General features: G+C 49.1%; 19 protein-coding genes. 13 read left to right on the top strand and 6 right to left on the bottom strand.

Features of this window, described 5'->3' with window-relative positions; translation table 11 throughout:
- Nucleotides 1–20: 20 nt before the first annotated feature.
- Nucleotides 21–254: a small acid-soluble spore protein SspI gene (sspI, locus tag MKX50_RS20785; RefSeq protein WP_213593127.1), complete on the bottom strand. Its 234-nt coding sequence runs from the start codon at nt 252–254 to the stop codon at nt 21–23.
- 126 nt (nt 255–380) lie between these two features.
- On the opposite strand from sspI, the gene MKX50_RS20780 reads away from it, so the two are divergent.
- Both MKX50_RS20780 and MKX50_RS20775 read left to right on the top strand, forming a co-directional pair.
- A complete protein-coding gene (locus tag MKX50_RS20780; protein ID WP_213593129.1) occupies nt 381–1,055 on the top strand; it encodes a TrkA family potassium uptake protein in 675 nt (224 codons plus the stop codon).
- Between the two features lie 20 nt (nt 1,056–1,075).
- Complete coding sequence (locus MKX50_RS20775) at nt 1,076–1,873, top strand: RNA methyltransferase (protein WP_213593131.1); 798 nt, start codon at nt 1,076–1,078, stop codon at nt 1,871–1,873.
- A 154-nt stretch (nt 1,874–2,027) separates the two neighbouring features.
- On the opposite strand, the gene MKX50_RS20770 is transcribed toward MKX50_RS20775, so the two are convergent.
- The gene (locus MKX50_RS20770; protein ID WP_339157709.1) at nt 2,028–2,669 is read right to left on the bottom strand and encodes an S-layer homology domain-containing protein; all 642 of its coding nucleotides are present in this window, start codon (nt 2,667–2,669) and stop codon (nt 2,028–2,030) included.
- A 12-nt stretch (nt 2,670–2,681) separates the two neighbouring features.
- Complete coding sequence (locus MKX50_RS20765; protein ID WP_339157708.1) at nt 2,682–5,414, bottom strand: S8 family serine peptidase; 2,733 nt, start codon at nt 5,412–5,414, stop codon at nt 2,682–2,684.
- A gap of 419 nt (nt 5,415–5,833) precedes the next feature.
- On the opposite strand from MKX50_RS20765, the gene MKX50_RS20760 reads away from it, so the two are divergent.
- From MKX50_RS20760 to MKX50_RS20745, 4 genes are all read left to right on the top strand, one after another.
- Nucleotides 5,834–6,685 carry an MBL fold metallo-hydrolase gene (locus MKX50_RS20760; RefSeq protein WP_339157707.1) on the top strand — a complete coding sequence of 284 codons (852 nt, stop codon included), beginning with the start codon at nt 5,834–5,836 and terminating at the stop codon, nt 6,683–6,685.
- A gap of 459 nt (nt 6,686–7,144) precedes the next feature.
- A complete protein-coding gene (gene copZ / locus MKX50_RS20755; protein WP_339157706.1) occupies nt 7,145–7,363 on the top strand; it encodes a copper chaperone CopZ in 219 nt (72 codons plus the stop codon).
- A 171-nt stretch (nt 7,364–7,534) separates the two neighbouring features.
- Entirely contained in the window at nt 7,535–9,955 is a 2,421-nt protein-coding gene (locus MKX50_RS20750) for a heavy metal translocating P-type ATPase (RefSeq protein ID WP_339157705.1), read from the top strand.
- Nucleotides 9,956–9,974: 19 nt separating this feature from the next.
- Nucleotides 9,975–10,790, top strand: coding sequence for a hypothetical protein (locus MKX50_RS20745; protein WP_339157704.1), 816 nt, complete (start codon nt 9,975–9,977; stop codon nt 10,788–10,790).
- A 94-nt stretch (nt 10,791–10,884) separates the two neighbouring features.
- Here MKX50_RS20745 and MKX50_RS20740 read toward each other — a convergent pair whose 3' ends face one another.
- Nucleotides 10,885–11,865 (bottom strand): cation diffusion facilitator family transporter, encoded by a 981-nt coding sequence (locus MKX50_RS20740; RefSeq protein ID WP_339157703.1) that lies wholly within the window; start codon nt 11,863–11,865, stop codon nt 10,885–10,887.
- A 151-nt stretch (nt 11,866–12,016) separates the two neighbouring features.
- On the opposite strand from MKX50_RS20740, the gene MKX50_RS20735 reads away from it, so the two are divergent.
- The 5 genes from MKX50_RS20735 to yunB all read left to right on the top strand — a co-directional run bounded on the left by MKX50_RS20735 (nt 12,017) and on the right by yunB (nt 17,316).
- Nucleotides 12,017–12,388: a metalloregulator ArsR/SmtB family transcription factor gene (locus tag MKX50_RS20735; protein WP_339157702.1), complete on the top strand. Its 372-nt coding sequence runs from the start codon at nt 12,017–12,019 to the stop codon at nt 12,386–12,388.
- 181 nt (nt 12,389–12,569) lie between these two features.
- On the top strand, nt 12,570–13,205 hold the full coding sequence (locus tag MKX50_RS20730) for a nitrite reductase (RefSeq protein ID WP_339157701.1): 636 nt from the start codon (nt 12,570–12,572) through the stop codon (nt 13,203–13,205).
- Nucleotides 13,206–13,378: 173 nt separating this feature from the next.
- On the top strand, nt 13,379–14,206 hold the full coding sequence (gene nadE / locus MKX50_RS20725; RefSeq protein WP_339157700.1) for an ammonia-dependent NAD(+) synthetase: 828 nt from the start codon (nt 13,379–13,381) through the stop codon (nt 14,204–14,206).
- Nucleotides 14,207–14,209: 3 nt separating this feature from the next.
- Nucleotides 14,210–16,459, top strand: a complete 2,250-nt coding sequence (locus MKX50_RS20720; RefSeq protein ID WP_339157699.1) for an ATP-dependent helicase — start codon at nt 14,210–14,212, stop codon at nt 16,457–16,459.
- Nucleotides 16,460–16,557: 98 nt separating this feature from the next.
- Nucleotides 16,558–17,316: a sporulation protein YunB gene (gene yunB / locus MKX50_RS20715; protein ID WP_339157698.1), complete on the top strand. Its 759-nt coding sequence runs from the start codon at nt 16,558–16,560 to the stop codon at nt 17,314–17,316.
- A 35-nt stretch (nt 17,317–17,351) separates the two neighbouring features.
- Here yunB and MKX50_RS20710 read toward each other — a convergent pair whose 3' ends face one another.
- Nucleotides 17,352–18,413 carry a M23 family metallopeptidase gene (locus MKX50_RS20710; RefSeq protein WP_339157697.1) on the bottom strand — a complete coding sequence of 354 codons (1,062 nt, stop codon included), beginning with the start codon at nt 18,411–18,413 and terminating at the stop codon, nt 17,352–17,354.
- 174 nt (nt 18,414–18,587) lie between these two features.
- On the opposite strand from MKX50_RS20710, the gene lipA reads away from it, so the two are divergent.
- Both lipA and MKX50_RS20700 read left to right on the top strand, forming a co-directional pair.
- The gene (gene lipA, locus MKX50_RS20705) at nt 18,588–19,487 is read left to right on the top strand and encodes a lipoyl synthase (protein WP_213593156.1); all 900 of its coding nucleotides are present in this window, start codon (nt 18,588–18,590) and stop codon (nt 19,485–19,487) included.
- Between the two features lie 25 nt (nt 19,488–19,512).
- Entirely contained in the window at nt 19,513–19,893 is a 381-nt protein-coding gene (locus MKX50_RS20700) for a YutD family protein (RefSeq protein WP_244996696.1), read from the top strand.
- A 152-nt stretch (nt 19,894–20,045) separates the two neighbouring features.
- Here the strand turns inward: MKX50_RS20700 and MKX50_RS20695 are convergent, their stop codons facing one another.
- A complete protein-coding gene (locus MKX50_RS20695; protein ID WP_339157696.1) occupies nt 20,046–21,503 on the bottom strand; it encodes a S41 family peptidase in 1,458 nt (485 codons plus the stop codon).
- Nucleotides 21,504–21,562: the final 59 nt, after the last annotated feature.

Genomic DNA, 21,562 nt, shown 5'->3' with positions numbered 1-21,562 from the left:
GCGATGATGGCGGGCTATCCTTATTTCAATGGCTTCAGCTCGGCAGAAGCAAGCTCTCTGCTCAGGAGAGAGATCAATTCATCTTTCTTCGCGTCGTCGATATGCTTCCAGATGATCTCAAAAACGACGCCAAGGCCGGGAAGCGCAGTCTCCTGGGCATCGATCGAGCCCTCTACCATATCCCGCAGGCCTGCTTCGTTTTTGCCGTGCATTTTATGCACAACCGCTTGTCTAAGGTCAAGAGTAATTGGCATATCTATACCTCCTTGAAATAGTCATTGCCCGGTGTTAATGTTCCCGGCTCTTGCTCTGAAAATACAAGTTTGGGACGGGTTGTGGTATACTATTTCGCATAAATATGGACTCGGGTAGGTGGAAGCATGGCACAATCCGCAAAAAAACAATACGCTGTCATCGGCATGGGCCGCTTTGGGCTCAGCGTGGCCAGCGCTTTAAGCAATATGGGCTTTGATGTCCTGGCGATCGACGCCAACGAGCAGCGCACGCAGGCCGTATCCAATATCGTGACGCATGCCGTATCCGCAGACTCTACGGACGAAGAGGCGCTTCGCGCGCTGGGCATACGCAATTTTGATGTCGTGGTCGTGGCGATCGGCGAGAATATTCAAGCCAGCATTTTGACGACGCTGATCCTTAAAGACTTGGGCGGGCCAATCATTATCGTTAAAGCCCAGAATGAGCTGCACGGCAAGGTGCTGAATAAGATCGGTGCAGACAAGGTGATCTATCCGGAGCGGGATATGGGGCTTCGCCTGGCCCATCACCTGACCTCGCCGAACATCCTCGACTACATCGAGCTGTCGGACGAATACAGCATCGTTGATCTGCAGATCACGAAGGCGATGGTTGGCAAGAACCTGAAGGAGCTTGATATTCGGGCCAAGTTCGGCTGCAACGTCATGGCGATCAAGACGGGCAGCAAAATGAACATTTCGCCGGCGGCCAACGACCGGCTTGAAGAAGGCGACGTGCTTGTCATTGTCGGCGAGAAGAATGATTTGACGAAGCTTGAGCTGGCTTATTCGGAATCATAATCGAAGGGGTTGAACGACTGATGCAGCAAATTACTTCTCCGAACAATCCCCGCGTGAAGGAATGGGCCGGACTGCTTGAGAAGAAAAACCGGGATAAGCAACTGAAATACGTAATTGAGGGCATTCATCTGGTGCAGGAAGCGCTGAAGGCGCGGGCTGATCTGGAATGCGTATGCTATGAAATTGAGCGGGGGATCCCCGCCGAGCTGTCAGAGGCGGCTGCCGCCTCGCTGGATGTGGAGTGGATCGGTGTAACGGCAGCTATCATCGCCAAATGCACCGATGCAAAGACGCCGCAGCCGGTGTTCGCGATCGCCCGCAAAAACCGCGGCGAGCTTGAGCCCTTGCTGACAGAGGAACGCAGCCTCGTCGTCGTGCTGGACGGTGTGCAGGACCCCGGGAACGTCGGCACGATCATTCGCAGCGCGGATGCCGTTGGTGCGAGCGGCGTGATCGTCGGCCTAGGCTGCGCGGATATATACAACCCGAAAGTCATTCGTTCAACCATGGGCTCCTTATTCCATTTGCCCGTCATTGAAGGTGACCTGGCCGACATTCTGCCCCAGGCCAAAGCCCGGGGGATCCGGCTGGCCGGAACGAGCCTGCAGGCGGCAGCGAGCTGCTACGCATATGACTTTACAGGGCCGGTATGGCTGCTGTTCGGCAGCGAAGCAAGAGGCCTGAGTGCGAACGTGCGTGAGCTGATGGACGACGGGCTGCTTATCCCGATGCGGGGGCAGGCGGAATCGTTGAACGTGGCCATGGCCGCTTCGGTGCTGCTGTTTGAAGCGCAGCGGCAGCGGTATTATAGACAATGAAAATGCTTTTTGCCTCATAAAAGGGCTGGGGCGTAGATGGTTTCAGAGTTGGACGCCAGATTATTTTCCACCCTAACTTATGCTTATGTAAATTTCATATCAGTAAAAAACGCCCAACCTCTGTTGAAGAAGAGGTTGGGCGTTTTGCGGCAGATTATAGCTCGGGAAGATCCTGTGGATTATTCTTCTCATCTGGTCTTTCCAGCAGTCCGCCGATGCCGTATTCGCTGACATTTTTGATGAACTGCAGAGCTTCAGCGCGCGTTAAGGCGCTTTTGCCTTCATAGCTGTCCACGCTTACGATATTCGGGTCTTTACCCGTAGCGAGCCCGAAGGCAAGCACGTAGTGGATGGCATGATCGCCGCTGAAGTTGACGCCTTCCGTGGCGGTGACCAATTCGGCAACCTGCTCCCGGGAAATCGGTTGATTTCTAGATAAAAGCTCTTTGTAGCCGATGACCGGATAATTTAGCTGCTGCGCCCGGTTATAATAAGCATCCACCCAATGGCCTTGCTGGGCGGAGGTGACCAGCTCCGGCTCGAAAGCCCGCAGCAGCATAGCGAGGAATTCGGCTTCGCTTACCGTTTGCTGCGGTTTGAATGTCCCGTCAGCGTACCCTTTGACCATATCCTTGGAAACGGCCCATTGCACCGTCTCTTCATACCAGGAGCCCTTCTTAACGTCCGTGAAGGAAATCTGCTCTGCAGCATGAAGGCCTGACGGTAGGGCTGGTCCAAGAAGAGACAGGCCCATTGCAGATGTGATGACTAGTTTTGTAAGTGTTCGAATTTTCATAGTTGCAAACCCCTATCTTGTTGTGAACTCTAAAATCAACGGGTTTTTCAGTTCAAAGCTGTCAGACGCACTCGGATCCGGCTTGCCTTTTACTGTCGTGTCCATAATGATGGTGTAGGTTTCTTTGGCAGCGAACTTGCCTTTCTTCGGCGTTACATGAATTCGATTGAACAGTATTTTGATCTCTACCGTATCGTGTACGGCTTCCCCTTTGCTGTTCAAGACGAAGATGTTCTCGCCAGGCTTTAGGGACGATGGATCAATGTATTTATAGTTTGCGCTTTTCATGGCCACTTGAAGACTGATGCCGATCGGTATAGTAGAACGAACCCCTAGTTTGGACGGCAGATCCTGAATGCTCAGCTCTTCCTTGAGGCGATTCAATTCCTGCCGGAACTCTTCGCGCTTCTCTTGGTCAGTCAGCCTTTGAACGGCCATTTTAGCCTGGACGAAGTCACCGATGGTTAGCGTCTGCTTGGCCTTATCTAGCGATGCTTTGGCTTCTTGAAGCTGGTTCCCTGCAGCTGCATCCGCTTCGTCCTGCTCCCCGACTTGTGCCGTATTTCCTGCCGGGGCAGGTGTTACGTTAACCGGAACCTGAATGATACCGCCTCCCGGAGCTGATGGTCCTCCTGACGCAGGAGGCGTCGAAGGTGCGGGATGATTTACGGCCGGAGCGGGTTGCGTCCTTGCCGTTAGCGAAGCTCCATCAGATACGTTGCCATGGGTGTCTACGGTCTTGACCACGATCTTATAGGCGGTGTCCGCAAGCAAACCGTTGAATTGGTATGATGAAGCTGCTGTATCCGTAATGTAATTATTGTTGATGTATAGCTTGACCATGGCAAAATCGGGATCTGCCGGGTTGCTCCAACCGACCTGCAGCGATGAGCTTGTCGCTTTAACCAGCGCCAATTGAGTTACTTCTGCTGGAGCCGTTGTATCCGCTGCAGGCGGCTCATGACCAGGGCCTGCTGGATCAGCAGCACCTGCAGCTAGGGTGGAGGCAGTAATACTCAAGCCGGATGAAATATTGCCAGCAAGGTCTGCTGTTTTTACCCCAAAGCGATAGCTTGTATTCGGGGTCAACCCTTCGAATTTATAAGATGTTTCTGCAGTCTCGTGTACCTTGGTTCCGTTAAGGTAGAGATGGACTTTTGCAAAATCAGGTTCTGCAGGATTGGTCCAACCTAGCTTCACGTAGGTGGAGGACGTTGCTGTGACCACGAGATCTGATACTTCTGCCGGGGCAGTCGTATCCGGAATTCGAGGAATATTGTCTGTAATGACCGTGACTGTTTCCCCAGAAGATTCGTTTCCGCTCCTATCCGCCGATTTAACGGTAATTGAATAGGACGTGGTTGGCTGCAGTTGGGTCAAGGTATACGTTTGGCCCGCTGCGCTGCCTGCATAAACGCCATTGGCGTAGATATTATTGGTTGCAAAGTCCGAATTCACCGGATTATTCCAAGCAATCGAAATCTCTGAATCCGTTTTTCCTAGGACTTGAAGATTCGTGACATTCGCAGGCGGGGTCTGATCAAGTGACCGGTCGAAGCTCACCATACCGTAGCCATATTCGATATCCCGTCCGGCGGGTCCCAGATCCATTGCATATTTTTTGATTTCCTCGCGAAGCTGTACGTTCGTCATTCCGGGATCTTTCTGTTTGAGCAGAGCAATCATGCCGGAAACATGCGGAGCAGCTTGCGATGTTCCGCTGGATAACGCATAAGCGGGAGCGCCGCTGCTTACATAAGTCGATAGGATGTCCACGCCAGGTGCTGCGACTTCAACTTCATCGCCGACTGAGGAGAAAGCGCCGCGTGCGTTATTGGCATCCACCGCCGCAACAGCAATTACGCTGTCATATTTAGCGGGGTAATTGATTGTATAAGTGCTTAAGGGAACAGGGACGATATTGCCGTTCGCATCTTCCGTCGTCTGGCTGTTGCCTGCCGAACCGACGACGACGATACCTTGGGCATTTGCTAGGTCTACCATCTCTTTTAACAGCTCGGAATGCGTATCCGTTCCGAGAGATAGGTTAATAATATCCATATGGTTTTGAATCGACCATTCGATGCCTTCAAGGACGTCCTGAAGCGTTCCTTCGCCGTTCTGATCCATCGTTTTTACGGCATAGAGCTGGACGCCGGGCGCGATACCTACTGTTCCGCTGCCATTGCTTTTGGCGGCGATAATGCCTGCGACATGTGTGCCGTGTCCGTTATCATCCGTGTAACTATTCGTGTAATCTACGGTCGATATCCCCCCGGCAATCGCTAGTTCAGGATGCGGATAAATCCCGGAATCAATGACGGCCACTTTGACGCCTGTGCCCGTATAGCCTGAGTTCCACATCAGGGTTGGCTGAACAGCCTGAAAGCCCCATCCGTTTTGCTCGGAGGGAATGGACGCTGTTTTGAATTCCCCGCCCGTTATCCGAAAGGTAATATTGCGTTCGATCAGCGCGATATTCGGATCGGCTGCCAATGCAGGCAGATCGTGATTGCTTACCGTAGCAGCTACGGCAGGGATGGTGTCGAATTCATGAAGAATATCAATACTTTCGTTGTATACTGTGTCCTTGCCACCCTCGTTTTTATAAACGACAATGACCTCCTGCTGCATTCCGGACAGCGAGGCGTTGGCATTTGCCGACCCTAATCCTAGGGTCCCCAAATGGAGCAGCAGCAAAATGGCGAGAACAGATGCGATAATCTTGTTTGTCAGTCTGCTCATAGAGTGTAAATCTCTCCCTCTTATTTATCTGTTAATACTAAGAAGCATTTGAAGTAGAGCACCCCTTTCTGCTTGAATAATATGCGGTTCAATCATTATATCGGCAGGTAGATGAACGTTTTTAATAGAATCAAAGACTTTAGACCTATGGAAAAACATGACTATTGACCTTCCTCTCCTCATGGAGCTCGCTGCATTTTCAGCAACAAAAATTCCCGTCCAACGCTTAAATAACTGTCTCTGACTAAAAATAACTGTCCCTAACAAGCAAAAGACCGGAAGAGGATCAATCCTCATTCCGATCTTTCACAGTCTTTTTTTACTGGTTAGAGCAAAGTTGCCTCTGCGCATAAATTTTATAAAGGGCTGGGATACTATTCTATAGCGCTAACTAAAAATTACAGGAGAGAAAACCTTCAATGGATAAACAAATTGAACATGGCAATGATTACCATTATATTCCGGTTACCTCTGTAGGCAGTGGTGTTGGTGTGGAAGTCGTACCAGATTTATATAGCTATACCATTCAAATTGTTAACATCGGCTTGGTTGGTCAGCGGGACTCGAAGGAATTCGTATTAATTGATACCGGAATGCCGGAATCAGCTGGTGAAATCATTGCTGTCACTGAAGAACGTTTTGGCGCAAACAGCCGTCCTAAGGCAATTATTTTAACGCATGGTCACTTTGATCATGTGGGAGCTGTGGTTGACCTGGTAAAACATTGGAATGTTCCTGTATATGCTCATGAATTAGAGTTGCCGTTCTTGACAGGGCAAATGAGTTATCCAGAGCCGGATGCCACTGTTGAAGGCGGGGCGGTAGCCAAGATGTCACCCTTCTTTCCGATTGAACCAGTCAATCTAGGGGATCAGGTCAAAGCCCTTCCTGCTGACGGAACTGTACCTCATTTGCCTGATTTTCGCTGGATTCACACCCCGGGCCATTCACCAGGACATGTGTCATTGTTCAGGGATAAGGATCGCTCCCTTATTGCAGGAGATGCCTTCGTAACAGTAAGACAGGACTCGCTGTATAAGGTGTTTACTCAAGAGGTAGAGATTAATGGCCCGCCAAGATATCTTACGACGGACTGGCCAGCGGCATGGGATTCAGTTAAGAAATTGGCGGCGCTAAACCCATCTGTGGCGATTTGCGGTCACGGAATGCCTGTGTCTGGCGAGCTATTGTCCAGAAATCTTGAAAAACTGGTAAAGCAGTTTGACCAAATTGCGATTCCTGATTACGGCAAATACGTAAATAAGCATTAGACAGCAAAGATATAGGGCGCTGAGGGCTGCAATGAGGCAGTCCTCTTTTATTGTGTTTAGCCTGCTGCTTGGATGGTACCCTGAATTACTTGTGATATGTACGTTCGTTTGCAGCATACCTCCAGGGAGTATTTTATGATACCATATAACTACATTGAAAATATAAGGGCGCGTTTCATGCATCCTAATCATGAAGCCAGTAAGCAAAATTTCAACGGGTAATTCCATTGCTTAAATACCCAGTATAGGTATATGTGGGGTGATGATTTCACCGTCAGTATACAACTGGGAAACCTGGTTTAATGGATATTTAAACGGGGTATTATAATGGTGAATTCAGATTGAAAAAATAAATCTTAAAAAGATATCAATATCATATTGAAATACCCTACGGGGGTATGGTAATATGTAAATGAAATTAGTTATACAATTAAAATTCACTTTTTGGAGGGAGAAGCCATGGAACAAACAACACTCCATGTTAAAGGGATGTCCTGTGGACATTGTATCAACTCTATAGAAGGTAATGTCGGAAAAATGAACGGTGTGGAGTCCGTCAAGGTAAATTTGAATGAAGGAACTGTGGCTGTATCATTTGATCCTAAGGCTGTGTCCTTGAAGGAAATTAAAGAGGTCATTGACGAGCAGGGTTACGAAGTGGATGGAGCGCACGTCTAAAGGCAATCTCTATAAACTGCGGTAAGAAGCTGTACATTGAGAGTGGTAAATGGAATTCAGAAAATAAATCGTGCTGCCGAGGCACGATTTATTTTTGAAACTCTTTTCATAATAAAATTAAAGCTTATGAGCAAAGCTTGGCTCATACATGACCATTAAGGAGTGAAAAGAATGAGCGATACCAAAGAAATCAATCTGCAGATTTCCGGCATGACCTGCGCGGCTTGTGCGGTAAGAATAGAAAAAGGTCTTAACAAGCTGGAGGGCGTAGAAGAGGCTAACGTGAATTTTGCCCTTGAAAAAACGAAAATCAAATATGACCCGAGTAAGACGGATGTGAGTAAGTTTCAGCAAAAGGTCGAGTCGCTGGGCTATAAAGTTGTGACTGAAAAAGCTGAGTTTGATATATCCGGCATGACCTGCGCGGCATGCGCAGCTAGGATAGAGAAGCGGTTAAATAAACTGGATGGCGTTAACAAGGCGGCCGTAAACTTTGCCGTTGAAACAGCCCTTGTAGAATACAATCCTGATGAAGTATCCACTGCAGATATGATGGAGGCTATTAAAAAGCTGGGGTATTCTCTCATCCTGAAGGTGGAGAATGCTGAGAAAGGCGACCATAAAGAACGAGAAATCCAGCAGCAAAAGGGAAAGTTTATCTTTTCAGCTATTCTGGCCTTCCCGCTGCTATGGGCAATGGTAAGCCATTTTGAATTTACATCCTTCATTTGGCTGCCGGAGATGTTCATGAACCCTTGGGTGCAGTTAGCGCTTGCCACACCGATACAGTTCATAGTAGGGGGACAATTTTATATCGGTGCCTATAAAGCCTTGAGAAATAAAAGCGCCAATATGGATGTGCTGGTGGCTCTCGGCACGTCTGCGGCTTATTTTTACAGTCTCTATTTGAGCTTTGCTTCCATCGGGTCGGACTCCCATATGGTGGAGCTCTATTATGAAACAAGCGCTGTGCTCATCACTTTGATCATTCTGGGGAAATTATTCGAAGCCAAGGCCAAAGGGCGATCCTCTGAAGCCATCAAGAAATTAATGGGGCTGCAAGCAAAGACTGCCACAGTCTTAAGAGACGGCCAAGAAATAAGCATTCCCATTGAAGAAGTACTGACAGGGGATATCGTATATGTAAAGCCAGGCGAGAAGGTGCCTGTAGACGGCATTATTGCTGAAGGCCGCTCCGCTTTGGATGAGTCGATGATCACCGGTGAAAGTATACCTGTTGATAAAACGATCGGCGACACAGTCATAGGCTCAACCATTAACAAAAACGGGTTTCTCAAAATCGAAGCAACGAAGGTTGGCAAAGATACGGCTTTGGCGCAAATTATAAAAGTAGTGGAGGAAGCCCAAGGCTCGAAAGCTCCGATCCAGCGTCTGGCCGATACGATTTCCGGAATATTTGTACCGATTGTTGTAGGCATAGCCATTGTTACTTTTTTAATCTGGTATTTCTTTGTAACACCTGGCAATTTCGCTGAATCCTTAGAGAAGTTCATTGCCGTTCTCGTTATTGCTTGTCCTTGTGCCTTGGGCTTAGCCACTCCAACGTCCATTATGGCCGGTTCAGGCCGGGCTGCGGAGTACGGAATCCTATTTAAAGGCGGCGAGCACCTGGAGACCGCTCATCGGATCGATACGATTATTTTGGATAAAACAGGAACGATTACAAACGGCAAACCAACGCTGACCGATGTCATTCTGGCCAATGAGCACAATGAGCCGGAATTCCTGCGGCTGGTCGGGGCAGCTGAAAAAAGCTCCGAGCATCCGCTTGCTGAGGCCATTGTTGAGGGAATTAAAGAGAAGGGAATTCCGCTTGGGTCCTCCGAAAGCTTCGAAGCCATCCCAGGATTCGGTATTCAATCACGGGTAGAAGGGAAGGATTTATTCATAGGAACGCGCAGGCTTATGAAGAATCATAACATTTCAATTCCAGATGCTCATTTAGCCCGAATGGAGGACTTGGAGAAGCAAGGGAAAACGGCGATGCTAGTGGCGGTAGACAACGAATTTGCCGGAATCGTAGCTGTAGCGGATACCGTGAAGGATACCTCCAAGGAGGCGATTGCCCGCCTGAAAAAATTGGGGCTGGATGTAGTCATGATTACAGGCGACAATACGCAGACAGCCAAGGCTATTGCCCATCAGGTCGGGATTGACCATGTGATCGCCGAAGTTCTGCCGGAAGGAAAGGCAGAGGAAGTGAAGAAGCTTCAGCAGGCCGGGAAAAAGGTGGCTATGGTAGGCGACGGCATCAACGATGCTCCTGCTTTGGCAACAGCCGATATCGGCATGGCTATCGGGACAGGAACGGATGTGGCGATGGAGGCGGCAGACATTACGCTAATACGTGGAGATTTGAACAGTATTGCCGATGCCATTTACATGAGTAAAATGACAATCCGGAATATTAAACAAAATCTGTTCTGGGCGCTTGCCTATAACAGCCTCGGGGTGCCGATTGCAGCACTAGGCTTCTTGGCTCCGTGGGTTGCCGGGGCAGCCATGGCATTTAGCTCTGTATCTGTAGTACTGAATGCCTTAAGATTGCAGCGAATCAAATTGATAGCTTAACAAGAATGGGGGATAAGCCATGAAGCCAAAGACGGTTCTATACTGGACTCTTTCCGCTGTCCTGTATCTGGGGATAGTTATCGGAGGGTACAGCATATATGCTAGCGCCAGCACCTCATCTGACACCCACGAGATGGACGAAGTATCCGGTCATTCAGACATAAACGATCATGAGCATTCGCCGAACGGAACAGGTGCGGTTAGTGAAGTAAATGTAGATGTCGGTTATCAAGATCATGTCATTACGATTGATTTGAAAGATGCCAACAATAGAGCGCCACAGCTGGAAATCAGCCATGAGAAGGTGATGCATCTTATTGTTGTAAGCGCAGATCTGGAGGATTATTATCATCTGCATCCAGCCGATCAAGGAAACGGGGTATTCACACAGGAGGCTGACTTGAAGGATAATTTATATAAAGTCTTTGTAGATATTAGCCCCAAGGACGTAGCTTACCAGGTCAGCCCTGTAGAATTGCATGTAGGTGAGCGTACCGCTCTTCATGAAGGGAACCAGCTTCAAGCCGACACTCTAATGGAGAAAACCATTAACGATAAAACGGTTGAATTGAGGATCGATTCTCTAGCAGCCAATCACCCCACGACGCTGACCTTTGTGAGCAAGGACGGAACACCGGATCCTTACCTGGGCGCTCTGGGACATGTTGTTATTCTCGACGAGGAAGGAGAGCAGTTTATCCACGTTCATCCAGCCTCTGATGATGCAACAGTCTTTAACACGCAATTTAATCAGCCGGGCACCTATAAACTCTGGGCAGAGTTCAAATTTGGCGATCAGGTTAACGCCTACCCGTTCGTTATCCAAGTAAATTAACCTGTAACGGGAGAAGCCGTATTTGAGGATAGATTAGAAAAACGCAAATGGCAGGAGCTGTTCGACCCCTGCTATTTGCGTTTTTCCTTTGTTTTTAATGCGGATGAGCATGCGCATGGGCATGTGGCGTATCTGCTTTGGTGGTGCAGAAAATGGAGTTTTCATGATTATGCTTTTCCGATTCGGCCTGCAAGGTCACGTGCCTAATCTCTTTATGCTCTAAAATATGTTCAATTTTTTGCAAAATGGCTTCTGTCTCATAAATGGTCTTGTCTCCGTCGACCACGATATGGGCTGTAAGAGCATTCAGGCTGCTTGTAATCGACCAAATATGAACATCGTGAACTCCCTTTACTCCGTCTACCTGCTGAATAGTATCCGTAATCTCATTTAAATTTACATTTTGCGGCGTCCCTTCCATCAGGACATGCAAGGACGATTTAGTAACAAAGTAACCGCTTCGCAATACAAGGGCAGCTACGATCACACTAGCCAGCGGGTCCGCCCAGCCCCAGCCGAAGAAGATCATCAGCAAGGCTGCGGCAATGGCACCAACAGAACCAAGCATATCGCTGATGACGTGTAAAAAGGCGCCGCGCATATTCAAGTTGTTCTCCGTGTCGCCTCCGCGCATCATAATCCACGCGACCAGTATGTTGATCAGCAAACCGATAATACTAATAATCAGCATACCTGTGGTGGCAACCTCTGGAGGATGACTAAAGCGCTGAATGGCTTCATAAAAAATATATACCGAAATGCCAATCAACGTTATGCCGTTAAGGGAGGCCGCTAAAATTTCGAAACGTCTGTACCCGTACGTTTTCCCTGTATTTACAGCCTTTTCTCCGAACCAGAAGGCCAATAAAGCAATGGCTAGAGCAATGGAGTCGGATAGCATATGACCCGCATCGGAGAGCAAGGCCAAGCTATTGGTAACCATGCCGCCAACGGCCTCTACGATCATATAAAGGGTAATGATGAGGAATGAAAAAAACAGTGTTTTCTTATTATTGGTGTGAACATGGCTATGCCCAGCATCATGACTGTGGCCGTGGTTATGGTGTTCAGACATATTCGACAGCTCCTTTTATACATTAACATATGATCATCTGTTCATATGTTTTATTATCTTTATTAATATCATGTTCAAAAACGAATGTCAACCAAGTTTCTATTTTTGGAAGCAGAATATATAATAAGCCCTATAGGCGGTGATTGAATAAATGGACAAACCCGTTAAAACAATTAATAAATACGATGCGGCCTGCCCGGAAGAAGAGGCGAATCTGCAATCCCTGCGCACTTCACTTATGGATCAGGAGACCTCTTCGGAGATGGCCAACTGGTTCAAGACCTTTAGTGACCCTACTCGTCTTCGTATTATGGATGCTCTGCTGCAAAAGGAATTATGCGTGCAGGATCTCACGGTGCTTCTCGACATGGGGCAATCGGCCATTTCCCATCAACTGAGAATACTCCGCAACATGCGCATTGTTAAGAGGCGGAAGGAAGGCAAGACGGTGTTTTATTCCCTGGATGATGAGCATATCGAGCAGATTTTTCTGCAAACGCTCCAGCATATTAAACATGGCTAGCTCATTTTTCGGATGCACTGTGGGCATTCCAGTGATGGCTTGCTTTAAGAATATATGCAAAGTACGAAAGCTGCTGGATGTTGTTCCAGCAGCTTTTTATATTCCGTTGAATACCCACCGGGGGTATGTTATTATTGTTTTTGGGTTATGAATGTTTTTAAATGAGAAGGAGGGAGAGGGTATGGAGGATTCGAATGTTAAGATAGCCATTAATGGCGGCATTGGATTCGGTTCAAAATTGAATGCAAAACAGCTGGCTGTTATTACAAAATACATGCATGAAAATGACGAATTAGAGTTAACCACTTTTCAGCAATTATATATTACGGTGCCTGAAAGCGATGTAGTGATGCTCAAGGAGGAGTTTGAGCAAGTTGGACTTGCGTGTTATCCTGTTGGAAACTTTGTAAAAAGCTTAAGGACCTGCAATTTTTGTAAAGGAGCTGAGGAAGAAGGCATGCCGGTAGCCGTCGAGCTGAATAGAATATTGGCGGGCAGGCCAGTTCCTTTTACGCTTCGTCCGGCGTATACAGGCTGTCTCATTGGGTGCGGCGAGCCTTTAATTCATGATATAGGCGTAATGAAGGTCAGAGGCGGGTACAATCTTTATATTGGCGGCAAATCCAAGGGGGCAGATGCCAGGGTCGGTGTTTTGCTCTTGGAGGAGGCGACGCCAGAGGAGCTGTATGGTGCTGTTGAACAAATCATTGAAATCTATTCGGGGCAGGGTAAAAGAAGAGAGCCCTTTGCTAAGTTCGTGGACCGGTACGGATTTGAAAATATATACCATGCAATCACAGGTTCAAGTCCCCAGTAATTGGGGACTTTTTACGCTGCGATCTGAGTTCTGTTGAAGATGAGCATGGTACAATAAACGGGCAGACAGAGGGCAAATCGCGACTTGGGCAAGTTTCTACGGAAAGATGGCTTTTCAAGCCGTTTGGGGTAATGATAAGTTTATAGAGAGGTAGAAGGGAGCTACGTATTAAAATGTCAATCGATCATACTCAAAAACAAATCACTGAAGCATTACATGTCAAGCCGAGCATCGATGTACAAGCGGAAATCCGCAGCCGGATCGACTTCTTAAAAGCTTATTGCAAAAAGGCTAGTGCGAAGGGTTATGTTCTAGGCATTAGCGGAGGCCAGGACTCCACGCTGGCCGGCCGGCTGGCGCAATTGGCGGTAGAGGAGCTCCGTGCCGAGGGGTACGAGGCGACATTCTATGCGGTGCGCCTGCCTTATGGGGTGCAGAAGGATGAAGCCGATGCCGTGGCGGCCATGGAATTCATTCAGGCGGACCGGGAATTTGTCGTTAACATTCAGGAGCCTGTCTTGGCTCTGGCTAACGTGGTAGAACAGAGCACCGGCCAAAAACTATCTGATTTCAATAAAGGCAACGCCAAAGCGCGCATGCGCATGATCGTACAATATGCCATCGGCGGAGAAACCGGCTGTCTGGTCGTAGGCACAGATCATGCCGCTGAATCGGCCACGGGCTTTTTTACGAAGTTCGGTGACGGGGGGGCCGATGTGCTGCCGCTGGCTGGACTGACTAAGGGGCAAGGACGCGAGCTTCTGATGGAGCTCAAGGCAGCTGAACAACTCTATCTGAAAATACCGACGGCCGATCTGCTGGATGACAAACCTCTGCAATCCGACGAAACCGAGCTCGGCATCTCCTACGAGGTGCTGGATCAATATTTGACGGGAAATGCCGTTGACCCGCAGGATAAAGCGAGCATCGAGAAGCGGTATGCCATTTCCCGGCATAAGCGGGAGCTTCCGGCCACGCCTTTTGATACGTGGTGGAAATAGGTGATGCAGCAAGAATACCCCTTTTTTATACGCAAAAAACAGCAAATTGCTGTTCATCTCAATGAAGTGCAGCAGCAGGCGGTTCTGCATACGGAGGGCCCCTTGCTGCTGCTTGCTTCGCCCGGCTCGGGAAAGACGACGACGCTGCTGATGCGGATCGCTTATCTGATTGAGGAGAAGGGAGCACAGGCTTCGCGAATTAAGGCGATTACCTTCAGCCGGGCGTCAGCCGGGGATATGAAGGAGCGATATCAGCGATTTTTTCCGGAGCTGCCGCCCGTTGATTTTTCCACGATCCACAGCCTGGCTTTCGAAATTGTGCGTGAATCCTTCCGCATTCAAGGATTATCCTTTCAATTGATCGAGGGGCATGGGGCGAATCATGATGTAGAACCGAGAGAGGCAGATGAACTGGCAGCTCCCTACTTGCATAAGAAATTGATATTGCGCGATATATTCAGGGCAGTCACAGGAGAGAACATTACAGATGACCAACTGGAAGAGTTAACGACATATATTAGCTATATTAAAAATAAAATGATCCCGGAGAACAAGCGGGGCGATGTGTCCTGCGGCGTGCGCCATGCGGAGCAAATCCTCAGCGAATACGAAAAATATAAGATAAAGCATCCAAGCGGTTTGCTCATCGATTTCGATGATATGCTGACGATGGCTAATGATATTCTCGGCAAAGATGCGAGACTGCTTCGCAAATATCAGCGGCGCTATGATTACTTGCTCACAGACGAAAGTCAGGATACGTCGCTGGTGCAGCATGCGATCGTTGAAAAGCTGGTAGCGGTGCATCGGAACTTATGTGTGGTAGCGGATGACGACCAATCGATTTATAGCTGGCGAGGAGCGGAGCCGTCCTATTTGCTGGAATTTCAGCAGAAGTATCCGGAGGCGCGGATTCTATATATGGAACAGAACTATCGTTCCTCAAAAAATATTGTCGAGACAGCCAATCAATTTATCCAACGGAACAAAAGCCGTTATAACAAGCAAATGTTCACGCACAACGCTGAGGGGCAGCCGATCTCTATCAAGCTCTTGCCCGACTATAAGCAGCAAACCAAGTATTTAGTCGAAGAAATTCGCAAGCTGGGTAATTTGGGCGAGGTAGCGGTACTATATCGGAACAATGCTTCCTCCATTGATCTGATGAATCAATTTGACCGCGCCGGGATTCCGTTCTACATGCGTGATGCGGATAATCGTTTTTTTTCGCATTGGGTGGTACAGGATATTCTTAATTTCATGAGGATGTCGTATACCGACCGGAGGCCGGATATACTGGAAGCCATTCATACGAAATTCAACGGCTATATTACAAAGCAGCAGATGGCTGCATTAAAGGATATAAACAACAATGAATCCGTATTTGATAATTTGTTGAATTACGTGCCATTGCAGGATTACCAGCAGAGGCAGCTGCCGCAGTGCAAGTGGATTTTTGAACAGATGAAAGGCATGCCGCCTTTAGAGGCGATAGATGTCATTCGGACGAAGCTGGGTTATGACAAGGCCCTTGATAAAATGTGCGAGCGTCTCGGCTTCCGGAAGGAATATTTGCTGGGCATCCTTAATTCGCTGGAGGAGATTGCGGATTCCTTGAACACAATGGAGGAGTTCGCGCAGCGCCTCAAACATTTGGAGGCTTTGTTGAAGTCCTCCAAATCTAGAAAAGGTCAGCATGCCGTCACGTTTTCGACCTTCCACAGCGCCAAAGGCCTGGAATTCAAGCATGTATATATGATCGATCTGATTAACGGCATTATTCCATCCAAAGAGGATTTGAAGGGAGGCGACCGTAACGGCGCGCTGATGGAGGAAGCGGCCCGGCTGTTCTATGTCGGCATGACAAGAGCCAAGACGCAGCTTGAGCTGCTGACATATCAGCAAAGGGAAGGGGAGAAAGCGACGGAATCTGTGTTCCTTACCGAGGTTCGGACGATTCTGCATCCTCCGCGGCTTCAAGTGAGTCTGGACTCCGGGCGGCAAATAGCCAGCGGCGGGGCTGTTGCTGCGGCTCCCTCGATGAACGCGAATACAATCCGTTCGGCAGAAGAACTGTCCCCTGGAATGCAGGTTCTTCACCGGGCATTTGGGTCGGGAGAGGTGATCAGGGTATCCGGTCCTGCCGATCTGATCGAAATGCGGTTTGCTGCTGGAACCAAGCGGCTTTCCGTTCGGACATGCCTGCATATGGGCCTGCTTGAGCTTCTGGAGCCTGTGGAGATTTCGGGGTGATGGAGAAGGTACAGACCGGGAGTTAGTCCTTCTTTTTCATGATAGTTCTGCATAAACTGGGTGGTGAAGCAATTGAGCGCTGCCTGGGGGGATAGAGAATGCGGATCAGAAGGGGATGGCACAGCCGAAGAAGAGGAAAGCTCAGCAGGAGAAATATCTGGTTTATTGTTTTCGTCTTTTTGGTTACGGCCTTCGTGCTGTTTGGCCAATATGTGGAGCGTAATATGATCGGTCCCATCAAGCACCTGGCTCAGATCCGGGTGAAACAAATTGCCACTGAATCGATAAATGAGGCGATTACGGCCCAAGTGGCCAACCGGGAGCAAATCGATAACCTGATCGATTGGAAGACCGATTCCTCCGGCAAAATCACCGGCTTCATGCTGAATTACTCCGCGCATATGCAGATTACGTCTGATACGATTCAGACGGTTCGGGCTACGATTGATGATGTGTCTAGGTTATCGGAGCATATCCCTTTAGGACAGGCGCTGGGTAGTCCCATTCTGGCCTCCTTCGGCCCCAACATCCCCATCCGTATCGAGCCGAAAGGCGACGTAAAGGTCGATCTGAACACGCGCCGCCAGGAGGCAGGAATCAATATGATTCTCGTGGAGGTGTTCCTGCGGGTGCGGACGGAGCTGGCGGTCGTCGTTCCATTCGATATGGGAGCTCAGGCCGTGGAGACGGAGATCCCGGTATCCTATATGCTGGTAGTCGGAGATGTTCCGATGTATTACTACGACAGCAAAGGCAATCCCGTCGGCGAGAATGGCGTGAACGCACCGAATATCGCTTTGCCTTCGATCCCGGAGCAGCCAGGAGCAAGTTCAGGCACGGAACCCGGACATGAGTGAAAGAAATAAAATATTAGGAAAATAAGGGTGGCCCATCAGGAGGCTCCCTTGTTGTTTTGCTTCTTCACTTTTTCAGATTTTTCCCATTGCTGGAGCAGGGGGAAGGGGTTAAACGCCCAGTCCCTCGTTCCTGTATCTTTATAGATGCCATAGTGAAGATGGGGCGGGAATCTTCCTTGTGTACCCGGAGGGCCGTAGCCGCTGCTGCCTACCCAGCCAAGCATCTGGCCAGGGCTGACTGTGTCGCCGATATTGATTTTCTTATCGAAGCCTTGTAAATGTGCGTAGTAATGGTAGCGATTGTTCAAGTCGCGAATTCCGATTCTCCAGCCTCCGTAAGGATTCCAGCCTTTGGTTTCGACGATGCCGTAGCAAACGCTGCGAACGGGCACGCCATAGGAGGCGAACAGATCCGTCCCTTCATGCGTGCGCAGTCCGCCCCAGCCGCGCCGGTCTCCCCACGTGTCCCGGTATGTATAGGTGCTGGTTACGGGAAGCGGAAAAGCGTTATCGGAAAGGTCGATGCGGTTAAAGGTTTTGTATATTTTAGCAAACTGGCGAATCCGCTCGACGGACGAATCGTTCTGGTAATAGCGCCAGAGGGCGATGCGGATATCGTCGTCGCTATAACCGAAGTGAAGCAAATAAGCCGCCATCGTATATAAAGCATCCCGATCATTTGTGGGGTCGGCTTTTGCGTCTGAAGAAGCATCTTTGCCGATGCCGCCGAACAGGGCGATCGTTGCGGGATTGATATCATTGGGGTTGGGATTTAAGGGACCCGCCCACACGGCTTCCTTAAAGCGGATTCGGATCATTCTATGGTTCATCTCCGCCTGCTGGCTGCGCGGAGTGATCGACCGCTCATACTGATCGATCGCGGCCAGCCAGTGCCAAGGAATCTGCGTCAGCAAACCAATTTCTTCGTACAAGCTCCGTCTAAGCTCATAATCGTTTTTGGGGAGAGACGAGCCCGGCTTGCCGGGGGCTTCTGCTGCTGATGCGCCAAAACCGGGAATGTTCCATAATGACGTCAGTACCGTCACCCCAACGAGGCAAGGAATAATCCTGCTGACGAAGAATAAACTCGACCTCAAGATGAGATCTCCTCCTTTAAAAATCCGTCGCCGATTCTCCATAGGGAAACAGCGTTTTTTTAGGTTGGGATAAAAGATGTTTTTTTATTCCATTTGTCAATGAGGTTTTTCCATAGGATTCATGGTATAATAATGGCGCTATAGCCTATTCCAAGAGAAGGAAGGTCTCTATTCTTGTCCAAACTAGCTAAAGAACCGAAACCGGATTGGATTCGAATCAAACTGACGACCGGCGATAATTATCAGGAAATCAAAGAGATGATGCGTTCCAAGACGCTGCACACGGTATGCGAAGAAGCGCGTTGTCCAAATATATATGAATGCTGGGCCAACCGTACGGCTACATTCATGATTCTTGGCGATATCTGCACGAGAGCCTGCCGCTTCTGCGCAGTCAATACCGGGCTGCCTACGGAGCTGGATTTGCAGGAGCCCGAGCGCGTTGCCGAGGCTGCAGAGAAGATGGGGCTGCGCCACTGCGTAGTTACCAGCGTCGCAAGGGATGACTTGAAGGACGGAGGGGCATCTATCTTTGCGGAGACAGTCCGCGCTGTGCGGAAGCGCATGCCGTTTTGCAGCGTAGAGGTGCTTATTCCCGACTTCTTAGGCGACGAGGATTCGCTGCGGATCGTCATGGACGCGAAGCCGGATATTTTGAACCATAACATTGAGACGGTCGAACGTCTTTCGGATCGTGTACGCGCTAAGGCTAAATACCGCCGTTCCCTGGAGCTGCTTCGACGTGCCAAGTCGATGCAGCCGGATATACCTACGAAATCCAGCATTATGCTGGGGGTAGGCGAGGAATGGTCCGAGATTTTGCAGGCGATGGACGATTTGCGGGCCGTGGACTGCGATATTTTGACGATCGGTCAGTATTTGCAGCCTTCGCCGCAGCATTTAAATGTGGAGAAATACTACCGGCCGGAACAATTTGCCGAGCTGAAGGAAGAGGGCATGAAGCGCGGCTTCAGTCATGTGGAGTCCGGCCCGCTTGTACGCAGCTCTTATCATGCCCACGAGCAGGTTAAGTCGGCAAAGAGCCGTCAGGAAGTCGTTCCGGCAGAAATTTGAGGGCAAGGCAAGAGGGGGATACCGAATGATCCAAATCGGTGGCAGATCATACGAACTGATTCAGAATTACAAGAATGCTTGGGATGCCGAAGCCTTCAAGCAGAGGTACAGCGAAGTACTGGATCGGTACGATTACATCCTTGGGGACTGGGGTTACGAGAAGCTGAGGCTCAAAGGCTTTTTGCGCGATAATCATCCCAAGGCGAACCGGGATACCGCTTTCTCGGGAATCACGGATTACATCAATGAGTACTGCAATTTCGGCTGCGCTTATTTTGTACTTCAGAAGACAAAGGACGCAAGGGACAATAAGGAGCATAAGGAACACAAAGAGCCAAGAGAACAGAAAGGCAGCACCAAGGCATCCGCTTCCCCGAGTCCAGAGAATGCCTCTGAGCAACTGTAGGACAGGCTCTTGCAGAGCAGCTGCATATTATTTACAACCCAACAATGAAAGACGTCCTTCGAAATTCGAAAGGACGTCTTTTTTGCTGCCGATATAGCGTAGCAGGGATCATCTTAATCCATCTGTATAATTGCATGATATGCCGAGGACTGCTACTTCGTTTTCACCTTCAGCTTCAATAGTCCCTGCTGGTAGCTCCAATCGACATTAGGATAACTTTTCTTGAATACGCCAAGTTCGATAAAGGTTTCGTCGTTAAGAATTTTGACGCTGCCCGCATCCCGTTTGAATTGCTGTTTTTTCCCCGAACCCTCGGTGATCGTCAGCACGCCGGTATTTGCTGTCCAGGATACCTGGCCTTGAACGAGCGCAGCGAGCACACGGGAGGATGCATAGACTTTGCTGCCGTCCTGTATCACGTCAAGATAGCCGCTGAAGGATATGTTGTTAATGTCCAGCTCCCAGGGATTTCCGCTGATTTCCATGTTTGTAAGACCGATTTGATGCATCGCTGTAATGAGTTGGGCGGTCTGATTGAGATTCACTTCTACGTCCGGCTCAAGGCCGATATAGTTGAAATCCTCGCGCTTTGGCGTTAAGTATTTCATAATTGTCATCTTCAGTGAGCCGCCGTTTGACAATGAGTAAATGTTCTGGATCCGCGCTTTGCCGTAAGTCTGGGTCCCTACGACCTTGGCGATGCCATTATCCCGCAGCGCTGCGGTCAAAATCTCCGAGGCGCTGGCCGTCCACTCGTTGGTCAAAATGACGACCGGCATGTTAAGCGAACTGCCTTCCGAAATTTTAATGGCTTCCAGGATGCCGTTCTGGCTCTCGATATACATAAGCACGCCGTCTTTAATAAAATGCTTGGCGATGTTTTGCGCCGATTCCACGTATCCCCCCAAATTATCCCGGAGGTCCAGAACAAGAGATTTCATGCCTAACTTGCGCAGCTTGCTCAAATGAACAGCGAACTCTTCATCCGCTTGGTCAGAGAACGAAGATATGGCGATGTACCCGATATCTCCTGCCGATATCATGCGGCTGGAAACGGCCGGAAGAGCGAAGTGGGATCTTGCAATCTGAAAGGAGAGCTTGCTGCCGCCCCGGTTAATCGTGATGCTAGCCTTCGTATTCTCTTCGCCTTGAATGAGGTAAATATCATCCACACTGGTCACGGGATAGCCGTCTACGCTGGTAATGACATCCCCTTTGCGCACACCTGCCGCTTTCGCCGGAGAGCCGTCGAGCACCTCAGTGACGTAGAGCTTGCCTTGGACATACCGGAGCAGTATCCCGATGCCGACGTATTCCTGATTAAGATCATTCTCAAACTCCTGGAGCTCTTCCTCCGTGTAATAATCCGAATAAGGGTCATCTAAAGTGTAAACCATGCCCCGTATGGCGTTTTCAATGAATTCTTCCCTTTGAACCCCCTCAAGGTTGTTGTCATTCAATAATTGCAGAACCTCTTGCAACACCTCGAGGTCACTGGCCTCCGCCGCCTCAATTGCGCTGCCGTCTGCATATACCGCCTTTGGCAGGCAAAGCGCAAGAAGAAGGAGGGTGATTACAGCTGACTTGTACCATGATTTCAACATAATCATAAAAACGTCCTTTGCTATGTATTAACTGAAATATAACTCTATCATACAAGTAAAAAAAA

Source organism: Paenibacillus sp. FSL W8-0186, from assembly GCF_037969765.1.
GTDB lineage: Bacteria > Bacillota > Bacilli > Paenibacillales > Paenibacillaceae > Fontibacillus > Fontibacillus woosongensis.
Note: the sequence above shows the minus strand (reverse complement) of the source record. Positions and strands in the feature narration are given on the sequence as shown.